This is a genomic window from Enterococcus sp. DIV0574, assembly GCF_051711125.1.
GTDB classification, from domain to species: domain Bacteria; phylum Bacillota; class Bacilli; order Lactobacillales; family Enterococcaceae; genus Enterococcus_D; species Enterococcus_D gallinarum.
Genome location: NZ_JBIOMA010000001.1, coordinates 3,176,754 through 3,196,888, shown reverse-complemented (window position 1 = coordinate 3,196,888; position 20,135 = coordinate 3,176,754). Strand labels below are relative to the sequence as shown.

Below are 20,135 nucleotides of genomic sequence, written 5' to 3'. Positions count from 1 at the left end.
CAAGGGTGGCGTTTGCGTGCTAAGAAAACTGTCAATCAATGATTTCGGCTTTTCCATCTTCTGTTAGTTGCTGCAGGTGGGATAACATCTGTTGAATCACTTCTTCCGAATGCCGTTCCCATGCCCCTAATTCTGCGACGACTTTCAGCGGAGAGGCAGAACGGTAGGAACGGGTCGGATTACCAGGGAATCGCTTATCGGTCAAGTTCGGGTCATTTTCAAAAGGCCCAGTCGGTTCAACCAAATAAATTCTTTCTTGCCCAGTTCCTTTGGCTAATTCGGCTCCCCATTTGGCTGCATCCAATGTTGCGGTGAAGTAAATGTAGTTTGAGATCCGACCGGCTTCAAAGTTGGATTCTTTTTTTGGTTCCAGTAATTCGCCTAATTGTAATGATGCTTTTGTTCCGTGGAAAAAAGGTCCTCGGTCTAATGAATCGTTTGTGTGCTCCATTTGGTTCATCCTTTCTATCATTCATTGTTTTACTTAGCATACAAGAATCCCTCCAGATTGAAAAGCTGTTTGTCTAGTGGTGGAATGGTCACTATGTGATACAATTACCAGATTAATGTGGTAATCAGATATTATTTACTATTATGCGCTGATTCCCTAATATATAGTTAAGGAAGCGCTTCCTGGAGGTGGTCAAATGGATTTGAGTAAAAGAGAGAAAGTGTTGTTGCAATTGCTGCTGACACAAAAAGAGTTCAGACCAGCCGCTTTTTTTCAAGAACAGCTCTATGTTTCTTTAAAAACAGTCTATACAGATTTGGCGAGTCTGGAAGAAAAAATCAAGCCTTACGGGTTGACCATTGCTCGTTTGCCTAGAAGAGGGGTCAAGCTTGAAGGGAATCCCACTGCAAGGGAAAAAGGCTACAAACTCATCGTTACTGAAGGTAAAATCGTTGACGAATATTCTCCTGAATATCGTAAATTGTTTATCTTTGCAAATTATTTCTTCTCGAAAAAGCCAATGCATTACCAAGAATTTGCAGAATATTTCTACGTTAGTTATCAGTCGATCAAAAAAGATGTAGATGAATTATTCGCTTTTTGTCAGAAGAAAAAAGTTCGTGCGTCAATGTCTGCAAAAGGGTTGAAGCTAGAGGAGGAAGAATCTGTTCAACAAGCAACTTTCAAATCTTTTCTTGAAAAACATACAGATTCTGCAAGATTGGATCACTCTGCCATTCAGACATTGTTTGATCCGAAGATCGTTACCTTGACTACAGCACTGATTTCAGAAATATCCTTAACACTTGGTCGCCAACTCAATAGTTATTTTGTGGAATCCTTGACGGTATCGTTGGAAATTTTTCTTTCACGGATTTGTCTAGGAAGACATTTGGAACAGCAAGAGAATTTGGGATTTGAGAAATTAAAACAGATGAAACTGTATATGGTTGCTGTTTCCTTTGCAGAACGGATTGAAAGTGAACTAGCTGTTTCCCTAGCAGAGACAGATATCCAATACATTTGTTCATTGCTTTTAGCTCATGGAATTGAGCCGTATATGCAGATTACGGAAAAAAGAGAAGCCAACGTGATCGAAACAACGGAAGAAATGATCGAGAAGATGTCCCGTTTGCTAGATACTGATTTGACACAAGATAACTTATTGTTGCAAGCACTGCTTTCGCATATTGTCCCTATGATCCATCGTCTGAAAAATGGCATGTTAGTCAAAAATCCTTTGTTGCGATTGATCAAGAAGCAATACTCGACCATGTTTACATTAACGAAATATGCGATTGGCGGACTAGAAAAAAACTTTGCACTCTTCTTGACAGAAGATGAAGTGTCATTTCTAACGATTCATTTTCAACTCGCTTTTGAAAAAATCAAAGTCACAAAGCATGTGCTGATCGTTTGCAGCTCTGGATTAGCCACTTCTGAGCTGATCTTTAACCGGATCAAACAAACGATTTCTGCTACGACAGTTTTAGAGATCATCAGTGCAGAGAAATTAGCCAGTACATCACTAGAATTAGTGGATTTGATCATTTCAACTGTTCCGTTGGAGGAAGTGTCACCCCCTGTTCTCTATGTTTCACCATTACCGACAACTGAAGAAATTGCCATGATTTCGGCAAATCTTTCAAACCTGAATGAAAATGAAAAGAAACTGCATTCATCCAAATACCAATCATCAGAGCTATTGCAGAAATATCTAGATCCGGCATTTTTGTACATTAACCAACCGTTTAACACCAAAAAAGACGTCTTAGATTTTCTTGCAGAGAGTTATTTGAGCCATCATTTAGTCACCAACGATTTTAAGCAGTCACTTTATGCACGAGAAGAATTAGGCAGTACCGGATTAAAGACAGGCGTAGCGATTCCGCATGCCGATCCGCAGACTGTCAAAACAACAAAACTAGCATTTGTTACACTACCTAAAGCCATAAAATGGGGAGATACGGAAGTTCAATTAGTCGTTCTCTTGGCAATCGCTGAAAAAAATATGTCAGAAGCAAAAGAATTGATTGCATCTATTTACGATTTATTCAACTCTCCTGAAGAAATACGATGGGTGGTTAGCAGTAAAAATCGAGAAGAACTTTATCGTAAACTTGTAAAAGGAGGGACCCCGAATGTTTTTTGACCAGCAAATTGCTTTATTAAACAAAGAAGTAGAATCTAAAGAAGCAGCATTTCGGCTACTTACAGAGGAATTTTTAAAGAATGAATGTGTGACAGAGGCGTATCTTGACAACGTGATTAAAAGAGAGGCGGTTTTTCCAACCGGTCTGATGATCAATGGGATTGGCGTGGCGATTCCTCATACAGATAGTCAGTATGTCAAGAGATCGCAAGTTGGCTTTCTTTCATTGACAGATCCATTGCCATTCATTGAAATGGGAACAAGGGACAAAGAAATTTCAGTTTCATTAATCTTTATGTTGGCATTAAAGGAGCCGCACGAACAATTACAAATGCTGCAAAACTTGATCGAAATGTTTCAAAAAAATGGTGTGTTGGAAAAGTTAAGAGACATCCATGATGTTGAGGAATATCGGATGATTTTGCAACAGTATGGATTGGAATAAGGAGGGAATATCATGTTAAATGCGTTACAGTGGTTTGTTGATTTAGGGTCAATCGTTGTACTCCCGATTTTGATATTTATTTTTGGTCTTATTCTGGGAACGAAACCAGGCAAGGCTTTCACATCTGCTTTAACAGTTGGTGTCGGTTTTGTGGGCTTGAATCTAGTGATCGACCTGTTAAGCAATAGCTTAGGACCAGCAGCGCAACAGATGGTTGAGCGATTTGGCTTGAATCTGACGACGATTGATGTTGGCTGGCCGGCAGCAGCTGCGATTTCCTATGGGACGATTCTAGGAAGTCTGGCAATTCCGATCGGTGTTGTGTTAAATGTTGTTTTGATTATTTTTGGCCTGACGAAAACATTGAATGTCGATATCTGGAATATTTGGCATGCGGCGTTCATTTCTTCGTTGGTCTATGCTTTGACTGGCAACTTTGCCATGGGGATCGCTGCAACCGTCATCTATCTAATGATGATTCTTTTGATGGGAGATATTTTAGGACCGATCATTAATAAATTCTATGGTTTCCCGAATATCACTTTCCCACACGGGACCGCTGCTCCAGGATTTGTTTTCGCTTTACCGATGAACTGGTTATTCGATCGTATTCCGGGATTGCGAGACTGGAAAGCTGACCCGGAATCGATTCAAAAACGTTTTGGTGTCTTTGGGGACTCGACAGTTATGGGCTTTCTGATTGGTTTGATCATCGGAATTCTCGCTGGCTATGATGTGGCAGGCACTGGCCAATTAGCAGTTAAAACCGGCGCAGTGATGGTCATTATGCCAAAAATGGTTGCTCTATTAATGGAAGGGCTTACACCTATATCTGAGTCTGCCAATGACTTTGTGAAGAAACGTTTCCCTGGAAGAGAGCTTTACATTGGGATGGATGCGGCGCTTTCTGTCGGACATCCAGCAGTATTATCTTCGTCATTATTACTCGTACCAATTACGATACTTTTAGCGGTTGTTTTGCCAGGAAATACGACATTGCCTTTTGGAGATTTAGCAACGATTCCGTTTCTTGTCTGTTTGATGGCAGCAGTATTTGGCGGAAATATTATCCGGACGGTTATCGCAGGGACAATTTATATGACCAGTATTTTGTATATCACTTCTTGGGTCGCACCATTAGTAACAACAGCTGCTAAGTCTGCCAATTTTGACTTACAAGGAAATTCAACGATCACAGCTCTAGCTGAAGGCGGACTATGGACTACCTGGCTTTATGTCGGTTTGACAAAAGTATTGAGCTGGGGCGGATTAGCGATCATCGGTGCGATTGTTGTCATCGGTTTGATCTATGTTAACAAGGTGTTACCTAAAAAACAAAGCGTCATGTAGGAGGAAGAACAATGAAAAAATTATTGATCATGTGTGGAACCGGAGTAGCGACATCAACGATCGTAACCAATAAAGTCAAAGAATGGCTAAAAGAAAAAGAACTGACGAATGAAGTCAAATTGTATCAATCCAAAGTCGCGGATGAAATGAACAAGATCGACGATTACGACATTGTTGTGAGTACCACGGTAGTCCCTGATTCCATCAAAGACAAAGTCATCATGGGATTGCCTTTATTGACAGGGATCGGTATCGAAGAAATGTATGCAGAAATCGAAAAGAAAATCAGAGAATAAAGGAGTCTTGCAAAATGCTTGTTACCACAAAAGAAATGTTTGACCATGCAGAGGAATTCAACTATGCCATTCCCGCAGCCAACTTTTTTGATCTAGACAGTGCCCGCACCTATGTTGAAACGGCTGCTAGGCTAGGGTGTCCATTGATCTTGGCTTTTGCCCAATCACATATGGATATGCTGAGTTTGGAAGAAGCAGCCCTGATTGGGAAGTATTTGGCTGAAAAAAGCGCCTTCCCCGTAGCGTTGCATTTGGATCATGGTCAAGATGAGGAAGTCATCAAGGAAGCGATTCGTTTAGGCTTCACTTCTGTCATGATCGATGCGTCAGAAGACCCGCTTGAAGAAAATATCCGCCGCTCCAAAGCGATCGCCGATTATGCCCATCAATATGGGGTGGTCGTAGAGGCAGAAATTGGGCATGTCGGCTCTGGCGGCAGTTTGGAAGCAACGGGGCTTTCTGATTCGATTTATACCGACTTCCATGAAGCAGTAAGATTTGCTGAACAAACGAATGTTGATTCGTTAGCCGTTTCGATCGGCACAGCCCATGGGCATTACCGAGGAACGCCTAAAATCAACTTTGATGTACTAAGTGAGATCCATCAAGCCATTACTATTCCGTTAGTCTTACATGGCGGTTCTTCTTCTGGTGATGAAAATCTTGAAAAATGTGCACAAGGCGGGATCCGAAAAATCAACATCTTTACAGATTTCGTTACAGCCGCAATGACCAAGATTCAAGAACAGCAGCCTGCTGACTACTTTGAACTAAAGAAAGCAGCGAATCAAGGAATGGCAGATACGCTAGCACATTACTATCACGTTTTTCATACAAAAACTTGTTAGGAGGATAAGCATGAGGAAAAAGCAGTTACGAGCACCCTTTTTTGTAGTCAATCCCAAAGCCTATTTATACGGAAAAGAATCCCTGGCACTGGCAAAAGCCGCCGATCAATTAGCGGAAAAATATGACGTTGATATCTTGTTCACGGTGCAGCACGCAGATGCCGCAACGATCAAACAAGCTACGAATCATTTGTTCATTACGGTTCAACACATCGATGGCATGACTGTTGGACGGGGAATGGGCTACGTCTTACCTGAATCAGTAGCAAATGTCGGCGTAGCAGCGACATTTCTCAATCATGCAGAACACCCAATGACATTAGATGAACTCGCAAAAGCGATTAATCGGGCAGATGAGTTGGGGCTCATCACGATTGCTTGCGCGAATTCACTGCAAGAAGCTAAAGCAGTGGCAGCTCTGCAGCCTGACATTATGGTTTGTGAACCAACTGAATTGATTGGTACCGGTCAAACGAGCGACGTTTCTTATATGGAAGAAACCAATCAAGCCATCCGTGCCATCAACAAAGAAATCAAGATTTTACAAGCGGCTGGTATTTCGACCGCAGACGATGTGGCAAAAGCACTGCAATCAGGAGCCGACGGAACGGGTGGCACCAGTGGTATCGTCTGCGCGCCAGATCCGCAGAACGTTTTGACAGAAATGATCAAAAAAGTTGCTGAGCTAAGAGATGAGGGGATTAAAAGATGAAATTCGCGAAAGAACAGCTAACATTGACATCAAATGGCAATCGGGTATCTTATCATAATATTACGCAAAAAGTGAAGGACTTTGTAGAGAGAAGCCAAATCAAAAACGGCATCTGTTTAGTCCAATCCCCACACACAACTTGTTCCGTCATTTTCGAGGAATTCATGCATGATACGGATTTTAATGGGGATGAATTTTTACAAGTTGATCTGAATCGCATTTTGGATAAACTAGTGCCTAGAGAACTCTCGGAAAATACAAATTATCGTTACCCTGGACCGAAACATTTGGAATTTCTGATGAGCCTAGATGATCCTAACTATCCGACAGATCCAGCAACGATTTTAAATGGCGATGCCCATATCCGTTCTTCGTTTTTCGGGGCGAGTGAAAGTTTTATTTTACATGAAGGAAAGCTTGAAATTGGTTCTGTAGGGTATATTTATTTCGTGGATTTTGACCAAAACCGAGTTAGGAATCGAACCTGCCATCTTATGTTGATGGGTGAATAAAGCAACTGCTAGTGGCAACTGGGGCAGCAGTATTCTGCAAGGACATGGGAAAAGTTGAACGCTTGAGCCGAAATGCGTTATAATCAATGAGACAATGAAATTTATGGAGGGATCAATTTGATTATTCGCCCAATGACAGCTAGTGATTGTTGATCAATTGATCAAGCGTTTCTTGCACAACAATGGCCTAGTCGTCAAGCTACATTAGAGAGATATCTTCAAGAACAGAGCCGCGGACTGCGACAGGTCTTTGTCGCGGAAGACTCGGGACAGATTGCAGGCTATGCGACATTGATTCCCCACGCAAAAGCCGGTCCTTTTAAAAAGAATGGCTATCCGGAGATCACCGATCTAAATGTCTTTCAAAACTTTCAGCGGCAAGGAATCGGCGCTAAGCTGCTCCAAGCTGCAGAAGAACAAGCCAAAACATTTTCGTCTGTGATCACCATTGGTGTGGGGCTTCATTCTGGTTATGGCACTGCACAGCGACTGTATTTAAAAAATGGCTACTTACCTGACGGATCAGGGGTCTGGTTTGAGAATCAAGTCTTGGCAATGGGTGCTGCTTGTTACAATAATGACGATCTTGTGCTTTATCTTTCTAAGTCCTTTTGACAAGCAACCAGCGTGTTATTTCTATCTAACAGGTATAATCTACAGAAAATACGATGAACGTCAATGCTAGGAGCATACTAGCCTTGACGTTTTTTTCTACGACCAAACAAGCTTCGACGTATCTCGGTCCTGCTAGATATTTTAGGAAGAATGGTATGACCCGCATATTTGTTCGCCAAAAACAGCGTTCTTTCCTTTGATTAGAAAGGAAGAACGCTGTCTAGATTCTGTTCCATATTCAAAAAAATCAGTAACACTTCTCGCAGGGGGTCAATCCTTTGCTTAAAGCTTCGGACAACGTAGCTGGGAAATAAGTACCATTGCCGCATTTATGGGTGTGATACTTCTTCCCTGTACGGGTGATCATGACATATTCTTCTGCTTGATTGCTTGTGGTTTGATTTGACTGGCTGGCTTGGTTTGCCTGCTGTTCCGCAGCGGCGGCTGCTTGCCGTTCTTGTTCGGCTTTAGCAAGCTGCCGTTCTTGTTCTTCACGAATCGATTGGCGAACAGCTTCAGCTCGCTGCGTCAATCCATCATCTGCTGAGGGAAGCTTGGCAATCGCAGAAGTTGCACTAGCTAAGTTTGCTTCAGTCGGCTCTGCTTCGGCTTTTTCAACAGCTTTGGTCGCTTGTGCTTGCAATTTCGCTTGTGTTTCTTTCTCTTCAACTTTTGTTTGTAAAGAAGCCAGTCGATCTTCAAATTCAGTTTTCGTCAAACTTGTTGCTGCAACAAGCTTGGCAGCTGCCTCAAGGTCTGTTCTGCTTAGACTTTGTTCCGCTTTTTCTAACGCGCTGGCGATCTGCAGATGATCTTGGAGGACGGCCAAACGTTGATCATAATCGTCATATGTTTTGCTGAGAGAATGAACCAATGTTGCTGCTTCATCATAATTTTTTTGTGTTGGTTTAGATTCTGCCAACGCTAGTGCAGTTTCGACCCGTTTAATCAGTTCTTTCTCCGCTTTTTCTGCTTCTAAATAAGCCACAAATTCTTTGGAAGGTTTGATCAAGACTTCCTGTTCTTTTTTCTGATCATTTAAGGCAGCTTTTACCACAACTTGTTGCTCAGTGGCATCATTCAGGTGAACTGTGTAGCTAAAAGAACCTTTGCTGTTTTTGACCGTTTCTCCATTGATCGTTAGGACAGCATCGGCCGTGGCTTCCCCTTCGATAGTCGCTTTTCCTGTTTCATCCGTTTGTATTTCAGGTGAAATAACAGATAGTGTCAAATTGCTCGGAGATAAAATTGCACCAACAAAAAATAGAATAACGCTTCCGCATAAAATAAATCCCAATCTTTTTTTCGGTCGCTTCTTGATGGCAGCGATAATCAACAAAATACCGCTTACAATTACTGCTAAGAAACTGACCAAACTAATCCACATACCCATAACTTTTCTAGTTCCTTTCACTTTTTGATGTCTTTATTATAACATGATTTATATTAAAAACATGAAAAAAATAAGAAAATAAAACTAGATAATAACAATTTGTTTTTACGAATCGTTCTTATTTATAGAATCCTTTTTAGGGAGCGCTAGAAAACGGTTCCTTTTAATTGCTATTTTTTTAATACAGATTAAAAAAGTGTATTATTCTTGATAAATAAAAGAAAAGTGCTATTATTAGTCGTGAGATTAATACAGATTTTGAAAAGAGGTAGTACAGTGAGTAAAAAAGGTTCAGAAATTATTGTTGAAAGTTTAGAAAATCATCACGTCCCCTATATTTTTGGGATTCCAGGAGCAAAAATCGATGGTGTCTTCGATACATTAGAAGACCATGGACCACAATTGATCTTAGCCCGGCATGAACAGAATGCTGCATTTATGGCACAAGCCATTGGCCGTTTGACTGGAGAGCCAGGAGTAGTCATTGCTACCAGTGGTCCAGGTGCCAGTAATTTAGCAACGGGATTAGTGACAGCGACAGCTGAAGGAGATCCAGTTCTGGCATTGGCTGGGCAAGTGAAACGTTCTGATTTATCGAAACTGACCCATCAAAGTATGAATAACGCTGCTCTCTTTAGTCCAATAACCAAATACAGCACGGAGATCCAAGATCCCGAAACATTATCTGAAAATATCGCAAATGCATTTCGAATCGCTAAAACCGCAAAAAAAGGTGCCAGTTTTCTGTCGATACCACAAGATGTAACGGATGGCCAAGTCGAAGGAAGTGCCATCAAGCCATTATCAGCGCCAAAATTAGGACAAGCGAATCCAGAGGATATCGAGGATCTCGTTGAACGCATCAAGGAAGCAAAACTACCGGTTTTATTACTAGGCATGCGGGCTTCTGCTGAAAGCGAGACGGAAGCCATTCGTCATTTGATAGCGAAAACGGGATTACCAGTCGTGGAAACTTTTCAAGGAGCAGGAATCATTTCTCGTGCTTTGGAAGACCATTTCTTTGGCCGTGTGGGCTTGTTCCGTAATCAGCCAGGAGACATGCTGCTAAAACGAAGTGATTTAGTGATCGCTGTGGGGTATGATCCGATTGAATATGAAGCGCGCAATTGGAATGCAGAGAAAGACGCACGGATTATTGTGATTGATGAAGTACCGATGGAAATCGATCCATACATGCAGCCTGAAGTAGAGCTGTTAGGCAGCATTGCCAAAATCATTGAGCAAGTGACACAAGCCATCGATCAATATACGTTATCAGCAGATGCACAGAACTATTTAGCTACGTTGCAAGAAAAATTAACCGAAAAGCAAATAGAGGCCCGTGGAACAGAACAAACATTGCATCCATTGGAGATCATTGATACATTGCAGCAAAAAGTGACGGATGAGATGACCGTGACTGTTGATGTCGGCAGTCACTACATTTGGATGGCGCGTCATTTCCGCAGTTATGAACCTCGCCATCTATTGTTTAGTAATGGGATGCAGACATTAGGTGTGGCATTGCCATGGGGAATTGCGGCAGCATTAGTGCGGCCGAATACGCAAATTATTTCCGTATCTGGTGATGGTGGTTTCTTATTCTCTTCACAAGAATTAGAAACGGCTGTTCGCTTAAAACAGAACATCATTCATCTTATCTGGAATGATGGCACCTACAATATGGTGAAATTTCAGGAAGAAATGAAATATGATCGTGCTTCAGGTGTTCAATTTGGTCCTGTAGACTTTGTCAAATACGCGGAAGCCTTTGGGGCAAAGGGATTACGTGCCACAACAAAACAAGAATTGACAGCCGCGATCGAAGAAGGGTTTGCAACTGATGGACCAGTCGTCATTGATATCCCGGTCGATTATTCCGATAATGCCGAATTAGGCAAGACGATTTTGCCGGATCAATTTTACTAAGAGTATTTATTTTACTTATAGAAGGAGCTTCATGATGAACGTGAAAAGCAAAAGTTATTTATATCAACACGGAACTTTAGGCGGGTTGATGGAAGATTTGATGGATGGTACCGAACAAATCGGCAAGATGTTAGCCTATGGTGATACAGGAATCGGTACATTAGCTGGTTCAAATGGTGAGATTATTTTCTTGGAGGGTGTGATTTATCATGTTGACGAAACAGGACAGGTGAAGCAGCTGACAGGGACCGAGACGACGCCGTATGCAGCTGTCGTTGATTTTGAAGCCACGGATGAACTTGCTTTTGACACAGAAGCTACAGATGAAGAAGTCAAGGGAAGACTATTAGCGACCATCAGTCCCAATTTGTTTGCGGCCATCAAGCTTCATGGAATGTTTGATACGATGCACGTGCGGGTAGCGCCTAAACAAGAAAAGCCCTATCCAAAATTCGTTGAAATCATTCAAAATCAACCTGAATTTACGGCGACAGAAATAGCAGGAACTATCGTAGGCTTCTTTACCCCGAAACTTTTCCATGGTGCTGCAGCAGCAGGCTTCCATCTGCACTTTATTAGTGACGATCATCAGTTTGCTGGTCATGTACTGGATTTTAGCTTAATCAGTGGTGAAGCAGAAGTAATGGAAGTAGCCGAGTTTCGTCAACATTTTCCCATTGAGAATGCTGAGTTCTTGCAGCGGGAAATCGACGTGGAAAAAATTGCCCGGGATATCGAAGAAGCGGAATGATTTTTTACTATAGTTAGGTAGATTTTGCGTTGCATTTGATTCTTCACTGATGGATTATTTTCTGAAAAAAAGTATCTGAAATACAGATTAGAAGGTTAGGAAGTAAATAGGAGAAAAGTGCAGATTTCATTGCTGATTTCCGACTTCACTCTGTATCAGATGCTTTTTTAGTATTGAATAGATTTCCTGCAGCTGTACATTCGCCCAAGGGGAAGAATTGTAGTTCTCGGATGGATCAAAAAGATGTGCGCCATAGAATGCAAAAATAAATTTCAGATAAGTCGAACAATTTGGCCTGTTTTTCCTATACAATAGAAAGTGAAAGGGCTTTTTTTGAGAAGGTAATTCCATTAAGGGCCGCTGTCCACGAAACGAATGAGAAAGAGGGAAGACACATGAAAGTTATCATCACGGAAGATTATCAAGAGATGAGCCAAGTAGCCGTACAGCACCTTTTAGGCGTAATGCACAGCCAGCATCGAAAGAATATTTCAATCACCGCTGGATCAACACCAAAAGGGGTGTATGAAATGCTGGTACCACTAGTAAAAAATAAAAAATATTTTGAGCACGTTCACTTTTATAACTTTGATGAGATTCCATTCAAAGGGGAAGAAGACCGCTATGGTGTCACGATGACGAACTTGCACAACCTGTTTTTTGGACCAGCGGAAATCGATCGTGAAAGAATCCATGTCTTGGACTGGACGAATTATGAAACACAAGATGAACGAATCAAAGCCGATGGTGGATTGGATATGGTGTTGCTGGGGGTTGGATCAGATGGCCATTTCTGTGGGAATTTACCGAACACGACAAAATTTGGAGATTTAACGAGTCGCGTGAATGCGAATGCGACACCCGAGATGGCTGACGTTTTGTTAAGTGAGGTTGGTGGAGACAAAGAAAAACAACCTGATTTCTATGTAACAATGGGACCAAAAAGCATCATGCAGGTGAAGAAATTGGTAATGATCGCCAATGGCAAGAAAAAAGCAGGCATCGTCAAACAATTAGTAGATGGAACAGTAATGGAGGACGTTCCGGCAACGCTATTGACGACCCATCCAGATATGACATTGATCGTTGATAAAGAGGCTGCCTCGCTGCTTTCATACTAACCAGCGGAATTTGATTTTTCTCTATATCTTAATGAAGTAGTTCCTAGTAGATTGGACAATAAACACCTGCTACAAATAGAAGTCAATCCCCCTCTTACCATTAGATCCTTTTTGCTTAAAAGGATTCTAATGGTAAGGGGGTTTTTGTTGTACGTTGACAAAGCTTGTTTCAGAAGGAAAGCATATTGTTTTACGACTTACAAAAAGTAAGTTATTATTATCTCGAATTCGAAATAAATCGAGCGAGGTGAGGAAATGGATCATCAAGAGGAAGCATTGAAGGTCTATATTGGTTTATTACGCAGCAGCAGTCACTTAGAGCAGGTGGCTAAACAAGATGTCCGCTGTTATGGCTTGAATCTGACAGAGTTTTCCGTTCTGGAACTGCTTTATCATAAAGGTACACACACCACCCAAGCCATCAAAGAAAAAATCTTGATTGCCAGCAGCAGCACGACGTACGTCATCGATCAACTCGTAAAAAAAGGCTGCGTTCGTCGAGAAACAAGTCAAACGGATCAGCGAATCACCTATGTCAGTCTGACAGATAAAGGGGCGGAATTGATGGATCAGATCTTTCCAACTCATGCCACAAAAATTGCGGCAATTTTTGCCTCGCTTAGTATTGACGAGTTGCAAACATTAAAAACATTATTACGAAAAATAACTTATAACGAGAAATGAGGAAGAAAAAATGAGAAAACAAGACCAATTACTAGGGGTACACCATGTAACAGCCATGACCAGTGATGTCGAAAGAAACTATCACTTCTTTACAGAGATTTTGGGGATGCGTTTAGTGAAGAAAACCGTCAATCAAGATGATATTTATACCTACCACACATATTTTGCGGATGATCTAGGTTCCCCAGGAACCACGATGACATTCTTTGATTTTCACAATACCGATCGTGGCAGTAAAGGAACAAATTCAATTACCCGTACAGGCTTTCGCGTACCATCCGATGCTGCATTAGACTATTATAAAAAGCGTTTTGAGACATTTGATGTGAAACATGAAGCGATCACAACAGAATTTGGCAAAAAAGTGTTGCGCTTCTGGGATTTTGATCAGCAATCTTACCAATTGATTTCTGATGAACACAATCAAGGCGTCAAAGCAGGTATTCCATGGAAACAAGGGCCAGTTCCAGAAGAATTCGCTATTTATGGTTTAGGCCCAGTCGAAATCTCCGTTTCTTATTTTGCCGATTTCAAGGGATTACTGGAAAATGTCTTTGGATTCAAAGCCATCGATCAAGAAGGAAATCGCACGCTATTAGAAGTTGGCGAGGGGGGCAATGGGGCAGAAATCGTCTTAGTCGAAGATACCACAAGCCCACAAGCACAACAAGGAGACGGGGAAGTGCATCACGTCGCCTTTCGTTTAGCCGATCGCCAATCTTTAGCCGTATGGCAAGAAGTTTTTGAAAATTTGGGTCTCGCGAATTCCGGCTATGTGGACCGCTACTATTTTGAATCGCTGTATGTACGTGTAGGACATATTCTTTTTGAATTAGCGACAGATGAACCTGGCTTCATGGGTGACGAGCCTTACGAAACATTGGGCGAAAAATTATCACTGGCTCCGTTTTTGGAAGACCAACGTGCAATGATCGAAAAAGCGATCAAGCCGTTTGATACCACTCGCAGCCATAACTAAGGAGGTAAAAATGATGCAACCCATTCAACAAATCCACCATATATCCGCAATCGTCGGTGACCCGCAAGAAAATGTAGACTTCTACCGCGAAGTATTAGGCTTGCGTTTAGTCAAACAAACCGTCAACTTTGATGATCCTTATACGTATCATCTCTACTACAGCAATCTGTCCATTGAAAATGGCACGATCATTACCTTTTTCCCATGGGCCAACGCGCATCCTGGTCGTGTCGGTAGCGGACAGGTGGGCACGATTACCTTTCGCATTCCTAAAGGCAGCAGCGACTATTGGAAACAACAATTGGCCCATCATCAAGTCACTGTTCATGAGAGCCATCTATTTGGGCAACCAACATTGGAACTTCAAGATCCTCATGAACTGTCTTTAGCGCTAGTGGAAGGGGAAGCAGCGGAAACAAACGCGATTCTTGGGTTCCATGGAGCGGTCTTACTTTCCGCTAAGCCAGAGGAAACATTCAAGACGTTGACCCATGATCTAGGGCTGCAAGTTGTAGCGGAGACAGAATCAAACCGACGATTGGTGACTGCCGGACCAGTGAAACACGAGATTCTCCTACCAACAGAGCCACTGAGACCTGGTCGTTGGGGTGTCGGTACCGTCCATCATATTGCCTGGTCGGTACCGAATGAGGAAAGCCAAATCAACTGGCAAGATGACCTTTATACAAAAGGGTATGGTGTTACAGAAATCAAAGATCGTAACTACTTCAAAGCCGTCTATTTTAAAGAGCCTGGTACGATCCTTTTTGAGATTGCAACGGAATCTCCGGGATTTCTCATCGATGAACCATTGGAAACCCTGGGGACAGCACTCAAATTGCCCCCTCACTTTGAAGAGCGCCGCGGAGAAATCACAGCTCATTTACCCAAATTGACTGTTTAATTTACAAGTAGGAAGTCATCAATCATACACAAAAAAGAGAAAGCGGTGTTGCATGATTTATTTGGATCCCCAAAATCTGACGCAAAGAGAAAATTATAAATTATTGATCGGCTCGATCATTCCGCGGCCGGTTGCCATCGTAACGACACGATCGGCAGAAGGGACCGTAAACATTGCCCCCTTCAGTTTCTTTTCGATCGTCAGTTCAGAACCCGCCATCGTTTCGATCGCTGTTCAGCGAAAAAAGGGCACGATGAAAGATACGGCTCGTAACTTACTCACGACCAAGGAAGCAGTGATCCATATCTTGGATCGCAGCAATGTGGAAGCAGCCAATCAGGCAGCGGCACTGTTACCTGCAGAACAAAGTGAATTGACCGTCGCAAATTTTACGCCAGTCCCTTCTCAAACGGTTGGCGTACCCGGATTGCAAGAGGCGAAAATTCGCTTTGAAACCACCCTTTACCAACATGTACCGATTAACGAGGAAGAAACCAAGGAAAAAAACAAAGAAGAGATAAAAGTGGATCTGCTCTTACTTAAAATCACTGGGTATCAAATAAATGAACAGGTCTATGAAGAAGGAAAAATCAATCCCAAAAAATTGGCGGCAGTTAGCCGACTTGCGGGAAATTCGTATGCTGAGATCGGCGAGATCTTCGATTTGGCACGACCAAACGAGAAGGAGGACAAATGAACTTTATCTTTCACCAAGGAAAACCAGCTGCTCCCGTACTTGTCTTGTTACATGGAACCGGCGGCGATGAACGCTCTTTGCTTGATCTAGGTCACGACCTAGATCCCCAAGCATCATTGCTAGGTATTCGAGGCAATGTTTTAGAGAATGGCATGCCCCGCTATTTCAAACGATTAGCAGAAGGCATCTATGATGAAGAAGATTTAATGTTCCGGGGGCAAGAACTGGCAGCATTCATTCAAGAAGTCGCTAAAGAAAAAGGTTTCTCAATCGAACAAGTTGTCTTGGTTGGTTACTCTAATGGAGCCAATATTGCGCTCAATCTATTGCTGGAATTCAGTGCTCTTTTTCAAAAAGCGATTTTGTACCATCCAATGTATCCAGTATCGAAATTACCCAATCACCTACTGGCACAAACAAACGTATTTATGAGTTTTGGTCTGAAGGACCCTATCGTTTCTGTGGAAGACAGCAAGTATGTGCAAGCGATTTTTGAGTCTCGAGGTGCACAAATAGAATATGTTTGGACCCCAAGTCATCAATTGACCTATCAAGAGGTTGAAAAATCACGAAAGTGGTTAGAAAAGGCAGATTAACTGGTTGTGAAACAGGGTTTAACACTATATATACTGTAAAAAAACACAACTGAAGACAACAATTTAAAAAAACAGCAACCAAAGGGGCAGACAAGATCCAGTGGCTGCTGTTTTTTTATAGAAAAAGTTTAGAAATTCAGGTAGCGTTTACTGCTGCTTATTTTTATGCCATACTATTGATTAATAGGCAAACCAATTTATTAAATAGACTTTCTATTGAGGTCATAGAAGAAGTGAGAATGCTCTGCAAAAGTATCTGAAATAATCGAACGAGGTTCTTCTTGGATGTGCCCTCGTGAGAGAGACAACTGATAAAAATAAAGGAGAAAAGAATTGGCAATTTCATTAAGAAAAGCAACAATAGATGATAGCCCACTGATCCAGAAATGGTGGCAAGACGGAAAGGTGATGGCAGCGGTCGGTTTCCCTCAAGGGTTAGCAGTGAGCATTGAGGAAGTACAGCAATCGCTTCATTACTACGAGGAGGTTTCTGGTGAGTTTTTATTGATTATAGACGAAAAAGGCCACCTCATTGGAGAATTTGCCTACAAGCCTATCGAAGCTAAAGGAGCAACGTTTGATATAAAGATTGGTGAACTGTCAAGGCAAAGGCAAGGCTATGGGAAAGCGGTTTTTTGAAAGATCATTGGGTGAATCAAGTCGGTGAGCGTTGTTCGACAGTCGTGATGGTATATGAATTAGCAGATGCTGACAATGGCCTGAATAAAAGTAATTAAGGCACTAAATCATATTGCTTATTAAAGAGGTCTATCTGGATAAAAATCGCAGATAGCGCAAAAATAGATTTCCAGCAGGATACTGATTAAAGTCATCGGTTACAAGAGTCTTTCATAATCAATATCTTGATGATATCCATCGTTTTAGTTCATTCTCCTCTTTTTTTGAACTGGCTAGTTAGAGCAATGCTCTAACTATTAGGACATTTGTTTGAGCGAAGTCAAGGCATATGAATAAATTCGCTGTTGTAGAGATAACAACCTATGTGCGAAAGGTATTGGTCAACTCCTAAGTTAAAACGTATAATAAAGAAAAACAATATAGGAGCGTATATCATGAATTTAATAGGAATTGATTTGGATGGAACACTACTAAACTCGGAGCAAAAGATCAGTCATAAAAATGCCGCTTCTTTAAAGTCGCTTTCCAGTGATTGATTCCCTTTATTTGTTCGGGTCGAGAAGTAGGAGATATTCAGGCGATCCTCAAAGAAGCTGATTTAGCGATCCCGGCGGTCGGATTGAATGGTGCCATTGGGTACGATCAAGACAAGCTGATTTTTGATTTTCCATTTGATCCCCAAGCTGTAAAAGAAGTGAGCCAGATCGTTTCAGCGTTTCCAACAAAAATATATACCAATCAAGGCAGCTATGAATCGCAAAACTATCAAGAAGAGATGAAAAACATTTTCTATGCGATTGGTCAAGAATTTCCTGTAGAAGAACTGAATTATGAACTTGATTATGAAAATACCATTCAGTCGACAGCTTACGATGCGATTGAAGAAATCATCAATCAAAAAAATATTAATGTTTATAAACTGTTTGTTTTCGTCCCTAATCGTGAGATAAAAAAAGAGCTATTTCCGCAGATAGAAAATATACCAAATGTCTCTGTTACTGAATCAGCGGCCGTCAATCTTGAAATCGTTCCTCGCTCCGTATCCAAGGGCTTTGTTTTTGATCATCTTAGCCGCATTTATGAATTAGACCAGCCAACAAAATTCGCTATTGGAGATAGTTTAAATGACTTAGAAATGTTTAAGAACGCGGATATAAGTTTTGCCATGGCAAACGGTCATCCAGCAATCAAAGAATTAGCAGATCATGTGACCGTTTCAAATGACGAAGATGGTGTTTCGCAAGCGTTAGCAATGATTAAAGGTACAAGATAAGCATGCTGTTTGGAGAAGGCACAGCCTGCATTTCGCCCTAAAAGTCCCTGCCACTATGTTGTCGCTTGAGAGACAACATAGTGGCAGGGACTGCTTGTTAACGAAAGGGGACTATTTCATCAGATGGTTTTATAATTCGTGAATGGCCTCAGCAATTGGTGTTTCTCCGCTGATGACTTCAAATTCTTTGCCAATACTGTTTTCATTTTCCAAAACAGCGATCAATGTGGCAGCAACATCTGCCCGCGGAATCGAGCCGAACTCATTGCGTTTGCCTGCTTTGACGTTGCCTGTTCCCGGATCGTCTGTCAAACCGCCGGGATGGACGATGGTCCAGTCCAAGTTGGTGCGGCTTCTCAACCATTCATCCGCATAATATTTGGCGATCGTGTAAGGCTGCAAACTATTTTGTTTCAACAGTTCTTCCCGATCATTTCTGAAAGTGCTGACCATGACGAAACGTTTGACGCCCGCTTTCTTTGCCGCTTCCATGGCTTTGACGGCACCATCTAGATCGACTGCTATCGTTTTTTCTAGTCCTTTGCCGCCGGCACCAGCACTGAAAACAATAGCGTCAACTTCGTTTGCTGCTTCTGCGATCGTTTCAATCGAGCTGGAAGCCAAATCCAGTAGTACCGTCTCGATCCCTTTCTCTTCAAAGAAAGGAACTTGTTCAGGATTTCGGATCAAGGCTTTTTCCTTGATCTGTGGATGATTCTTCAGTTGCTCGGCGAAATGCTGACCGACTTTGCCATATGCACCAATAAATAAGACTTTCATAGAGATTCTCCTTTTCAGAAAAGGGATGACTGTAAGTATTTTAATAAACGGAAGATCTGAATACTAAGAGACAGGCTTCTGTGATCTCATAGATTCTGATCACAGCTTTATGAAAAGTATTCGACCGCTCCTCCAACTCAGATCATTTCGTTGGATGTTTACTTAGGTCATAGCCCTTTGTTATTGGTTTTCTCTTCAGAGATTGAAGGGAATTTTTTTAGCTAAACTTATATCGATAGATGATTGATCAAAAATCTTTCTAGATTAAGCATAGCATCCCTCCTACTATTCGACAAACAATGACAACTAGTTCTTTGTCCTCCAAAACAATAATGACTGACTATCCAGTTGCCTGTACCAACTAGTACTGGCTAAACCATTTCCTTAAGCTAGCTAGTGACCTGTCATTCCTCTTTAGTGTTATAATCAAGCCATCAAATAATCATTATTTAGCTAGTATTGGTGATTGATCAAATAAACGTAAGGAGAAAAGAAATGGCTTACGAAGTGGATTTTAAAAATGTAGTGACGGATGGATTAGAGAGCTCTCCTGTTGCAGAAAAATTAGCCGGTCTGCGGGCAAATGAAGCGCGTTACTTTTGGAACAAATACAAATATGTGTATACCACCTATCCAGCTGCTGAAAAGCCTGATTTGGTGGCACTGATCAAGCAGATCTTAAAAGAAGAACGGGATCTAGTTTTTGAATCACCCATTCTTGAAGTAGCACTTTACGAAGATGACGATCTTTTTTGGCCTGAATTCTATTATGAGAGTGGCATGGTCCTTAATTTACTCTATGAAAAACATGGAACCAGTGAAGGAAAGCCTCCGAAACGTGCAGTTGGTATCAAACTGTCGGAAGGGATGCCGGTTCCTGCTGAGCTAGAAGGGAAATTTAAATTCGCTCGTCAGCGTTCGAAACTTGCTGGCGAGATTCGCGGCTCATTTTTTGTTGTAAAGCAAGAATGGCTGTAAACTGTTGAAAGGCGTTAAAACCTGCTGCAT

21 protein-coding genes and 1 pseudogene are annotated in these 20,135 nt (G+C 41.7%); 19 read left to right on the top strand and 3 right to left on the bottom strand.

Features of this window, described 5'->3' with window-relative positions:
• Positions 1 to 31: 31 nt before the first annotated feature.
• Complete coding sequence (gene arr / locus IGJ45_RS15245; protein ID WP_003127902.1) at positions 32 to 451, bottom strand: NAD(+)--rifampin ADP-ribosyltransferase; 420 nt, start codon at positions 449 to 451, stop codon at positions 32 to 34.
• Between the two features lie 196 nt (positions 452 to 647).
• On the opposite strand from arr, the gene IGJ45_RS15240 reads away from it, so the two are divergent.
• From IGJ45_RS15240 to IGJ45_RS15205, 8 genes are all read left to right on the top strand, one after another.
• Positions 648 to 2,603, top strand: a complete 1,956-nt coding sequence (locus IGJ45_RS15240) for a BglG family transcription antiterminator (protein WP_096710870.1) — start codon at positions 648 to 650, stop codon at positions 2,601 to 2,603.
• The gene (locus IGJ45_RS15235; RefSeq protein WP_003127904.1) at positions 2,593 to 3,048 is read left to right on the top strand and encodes a PTS sugar transporter subunit IIA; all 456 of its coding nucleotides are present in this window, start codon (positions 2,593 to 2,595) and stop codon (positions 3,046 to 3,048) included. Before IGJ45_RS15240 ends, IGJ45_RS15235 begins: the two co-directional genes overlap by 11 nt.
• 12 nt (positions 3,049 to 3,060) lie before the next feature.
• Entirely contained in the window at positions 3,061 to 4,398 is a 1,338-nt protein-coding gene (locus IGJ45_RS15230) for a PTS galactitol transporter subunit IIC (RefSeq protein ID WP_003127905.1), read from the top strand.
• An 11-nt stretch (positions 4,399 to 4,409) separates the two neighbouring features.
• Positions 4,410 to 4,694, top strand: coding sequence for a PTS sugar transporter subunit IIB (locus IGJ45_RS15225; protein ID WP_029486244.1), 285 nt, complete (start codon positions 4,410 to 4,412; stop codon positions 4,692 to 4,694).
• 14 nt (positions 4,695 to 4,708) lie between these two features.
• Complete coding sequence (locus tag IGJ45_RS15220; RefSeq protein WP_003127908.1) at positions 4,709 to 5,542, top strand: class II fructose-bisphosphate aldolase; 834 nt, start codon at positions 4,709 to 4,711, stop codon at positions 5,540 to 5,542.
• Positions 5,543 to 5,552: 10 nt separating this feature from the next.
• Positions 5,553 to 6,254 carry a triose-phosphate isomerase gene (locus IGJ45_RS15215; protein WP_003127909.1) on the top strand — a complete coding sequence of 234 codons (702 nt, stop codon included), beginning with the start codon at positions 5,553 to 5,555 and terminating at the stop codon, positions 6,252 to 6,254.
• A complete protein-coding gene (locus IGJ45_RS15210; protein ID WP_005469964.1) occupies positions 6,251 to 6,766 on the top strand; it encodes a YjbQ family protein in 516 nt (171 codons plus the stop codon). The genes IGJ45_RS15215 and IGJ45_RS15210 overlap by 4 nt, the downstream gene beginning before the upstream one ends.
• Before the next feature lie 156 nt (positions 6,767 to 6,922).
• On the top strand, positions 6,923 to 7,381 hold the full coding sequence (locus tag IGJ45_RS15205) for a GNAT family N-acetyltransferase (protein WP_096710871.1): 459 nt from the start codon (positions 6,923 to 6,925) through the stop codon (positions 7,379 to 7,381).
• A 247-nt stretch (positions 7,382 to 7,628) separates the two neighbouring features.
• Here IGJ45_RS15205 and IGJ45_RS15200 read toward each other — a convergent pair whose 3' ends face one another.
• Positions 7,629 to 8,774 carry a hypothetical protein gene (locus IGJ45_RS15200; RefSeq protein ID WP_005469968.1) on the bottom strand — a complete coding sequence of 382 codons (1,146 nt, stop codon included), beginning with the start codon at positions 8,772 to 8,774 and terminating at the stop codon, positions 7,629 to 7,631.
• Positions 8,775 to 9,050: 276 nt separating this feature from the next.
• Between IGJ45_RS15200 and alsS the strand changes: the two genes are divergently transcribed.
• From alsS to IGJ45_RS15150, 10 genes and pseudogenes are all read left to right on the top strand, one after another.
• Positions 9,051 to 10,703, top strand: a complete 1,653-nt coding sequence (alsS, locus tag IGJ45_RS15195; RefSeq protein ID WP_005469970.1) for an acetolactate synthase AlsS — start codon at positions 9,051 to 9,053, stop codon at positions 10,701 to 10,703.
• Between the two features lie 34 nt (positions 10,704 to 10,737).
• Positions 10,738 to 11,454 carry an acetolactate decarboxylase gene (budA, locus tag IGJ45_RS15190; RefSeq protein ID WP_041120038.1) on the top strand — a complete coding sequence of 239 codons (717 nt, stop codon included), beginning with the start codon at positions 10,738 to 10,740 and terminating at the stop codon, positions 11,452 to 11,454.
• A gap of 395 nt (positions 11,455 to 11,849) precedes the next feature.
• Positions 11,850 to 12,575, top strand: a complete 726-nt coding sequence (locus IGJ45_RS15185) for a glucosamine-6-phosphate deaminase (protein WP_003127916.1) — start codon at positions 11,850 to 11,852, stop codon at positions 12,573 to 12,575.
• A 255-nt stretch (positions 12,576 to 12,830) separates the two neighbouring features.
• On the top strand, positions 12,831 to 13,259 hold the full coding sequence (locus tag IGJ45_RS15180; RefSeq protein ID WP_005469975.1) for a MarR family winged helix-turn-helix transcriptional regulator: 429 nt from the start codon (positions 12,831 to 12,833) through the stop codon (positions 13,257 to 13,259).
• A 10-nt stretch (positions 13,260 to 13,269) separates the two neighbouring features.
• Positions 13,270 to 14,238: a ring-cleaving dioxygenase gene (locus IGJ45_RS15175; RefSeq protein WP_096710872.1), complete on the top strand. Its 969-nt coding sequence runs from the start codon at positions 13,270 to 13,272 to the stop codon at positions 14,236 to 14,238.
• Positions 14,239 to 14,251: 13 nt separating this feature from the next.
• Positions 14,252 to 15,142: a ring-cleaving dioxygenase gene (locus IGJ45_RS15170; protein WP_021150654.1), complete on the top strand. Its 891-nt coding sequence runs from the start codon at positions 14,252 to 14,254 to the stop codon at positions 15,140 to 15,142.
• Positions 15,143 to 15,194: 52 nt separating this feature from the next.
• Positions 15,195 to 15,839: a flavin reductase family protein gene (locus tag IGJ45_RS15165; RefSeq protein WP_003127920.1), complete on the top strand. Its 645-nt coding sequence runs from the start codon at positions 15,195 to 15,197 to the stop codon at positions 15,837 to 15,839.
• Positions 15,836 to 16,435 (top strand): alpha/beta hydrolase, encoded by a 600-nt coding sequence (locus tag IGJ45_RS15160; RefSeq protein WP_041120036.1) that lies wholly within the window; start codon positions 15,836 to 15,838, stop codon positions 16,433 to 16,435. Before IGJ45_RS15165 ends, IGJ45_RS15160 begins: the two co-directional genes overlap by 4 nt.
• A 333-nt stretch (positions 16,436 to 16,768) precedes the next feature.
• Complete coding sequence (locus IGJ45_RS15155; protein ID WP_231455760.1) at positions 16,769 to 17,074, top strand: GNAT family N-acetyltransferase; 306 nt, start codon at positions 16,769 to 16,771, stop codon at positions 17,072 to 17,074.
• Between the two features lie 434 nt (positions 17,075 to 17,508).
• Positions 17,509 to 18,347 (top strand): annotated as a pseudogene (locus IGJ45_RS15150) (Cof-type HAD-IIB family hydrolase).
• A gap of 129 nt (positions 18,348 to 18,476) precedes the next feature.
• Here the strand turns inward: IGJ45_RS15150 and IGJ45_RS15145 are convergent.
• Positions 18,477 to 19,127, bottom strand: a complete 651-nt coding sequence (locus IGJ45_RS15145; protein ID WP_003127925.1) for an SDR family oxidoreductase — start codon at positions 19,125 to 19,127, stop codon at positions 18,477 to 18,479.
• 495 nt (positions 19,128 to 19,622) lie between these two features.
• Between IGJ45_RS15145 and IGJ45_RS15140 the strand changes: the two genes are divergently transcribed.
• On the top strand, positions 19,623 to 20,105 hold the full coding sequence (locus IGJ45_RS15140) for a hypothetical protein (protein WP_003127927.1): 483 nt from the start codon (positions 19,623 to 19,625) through the stop codon (positions 20,103 to 20,105).
• Positions 20,106 to 20,135: the final 30 nt, after the last annotated feature.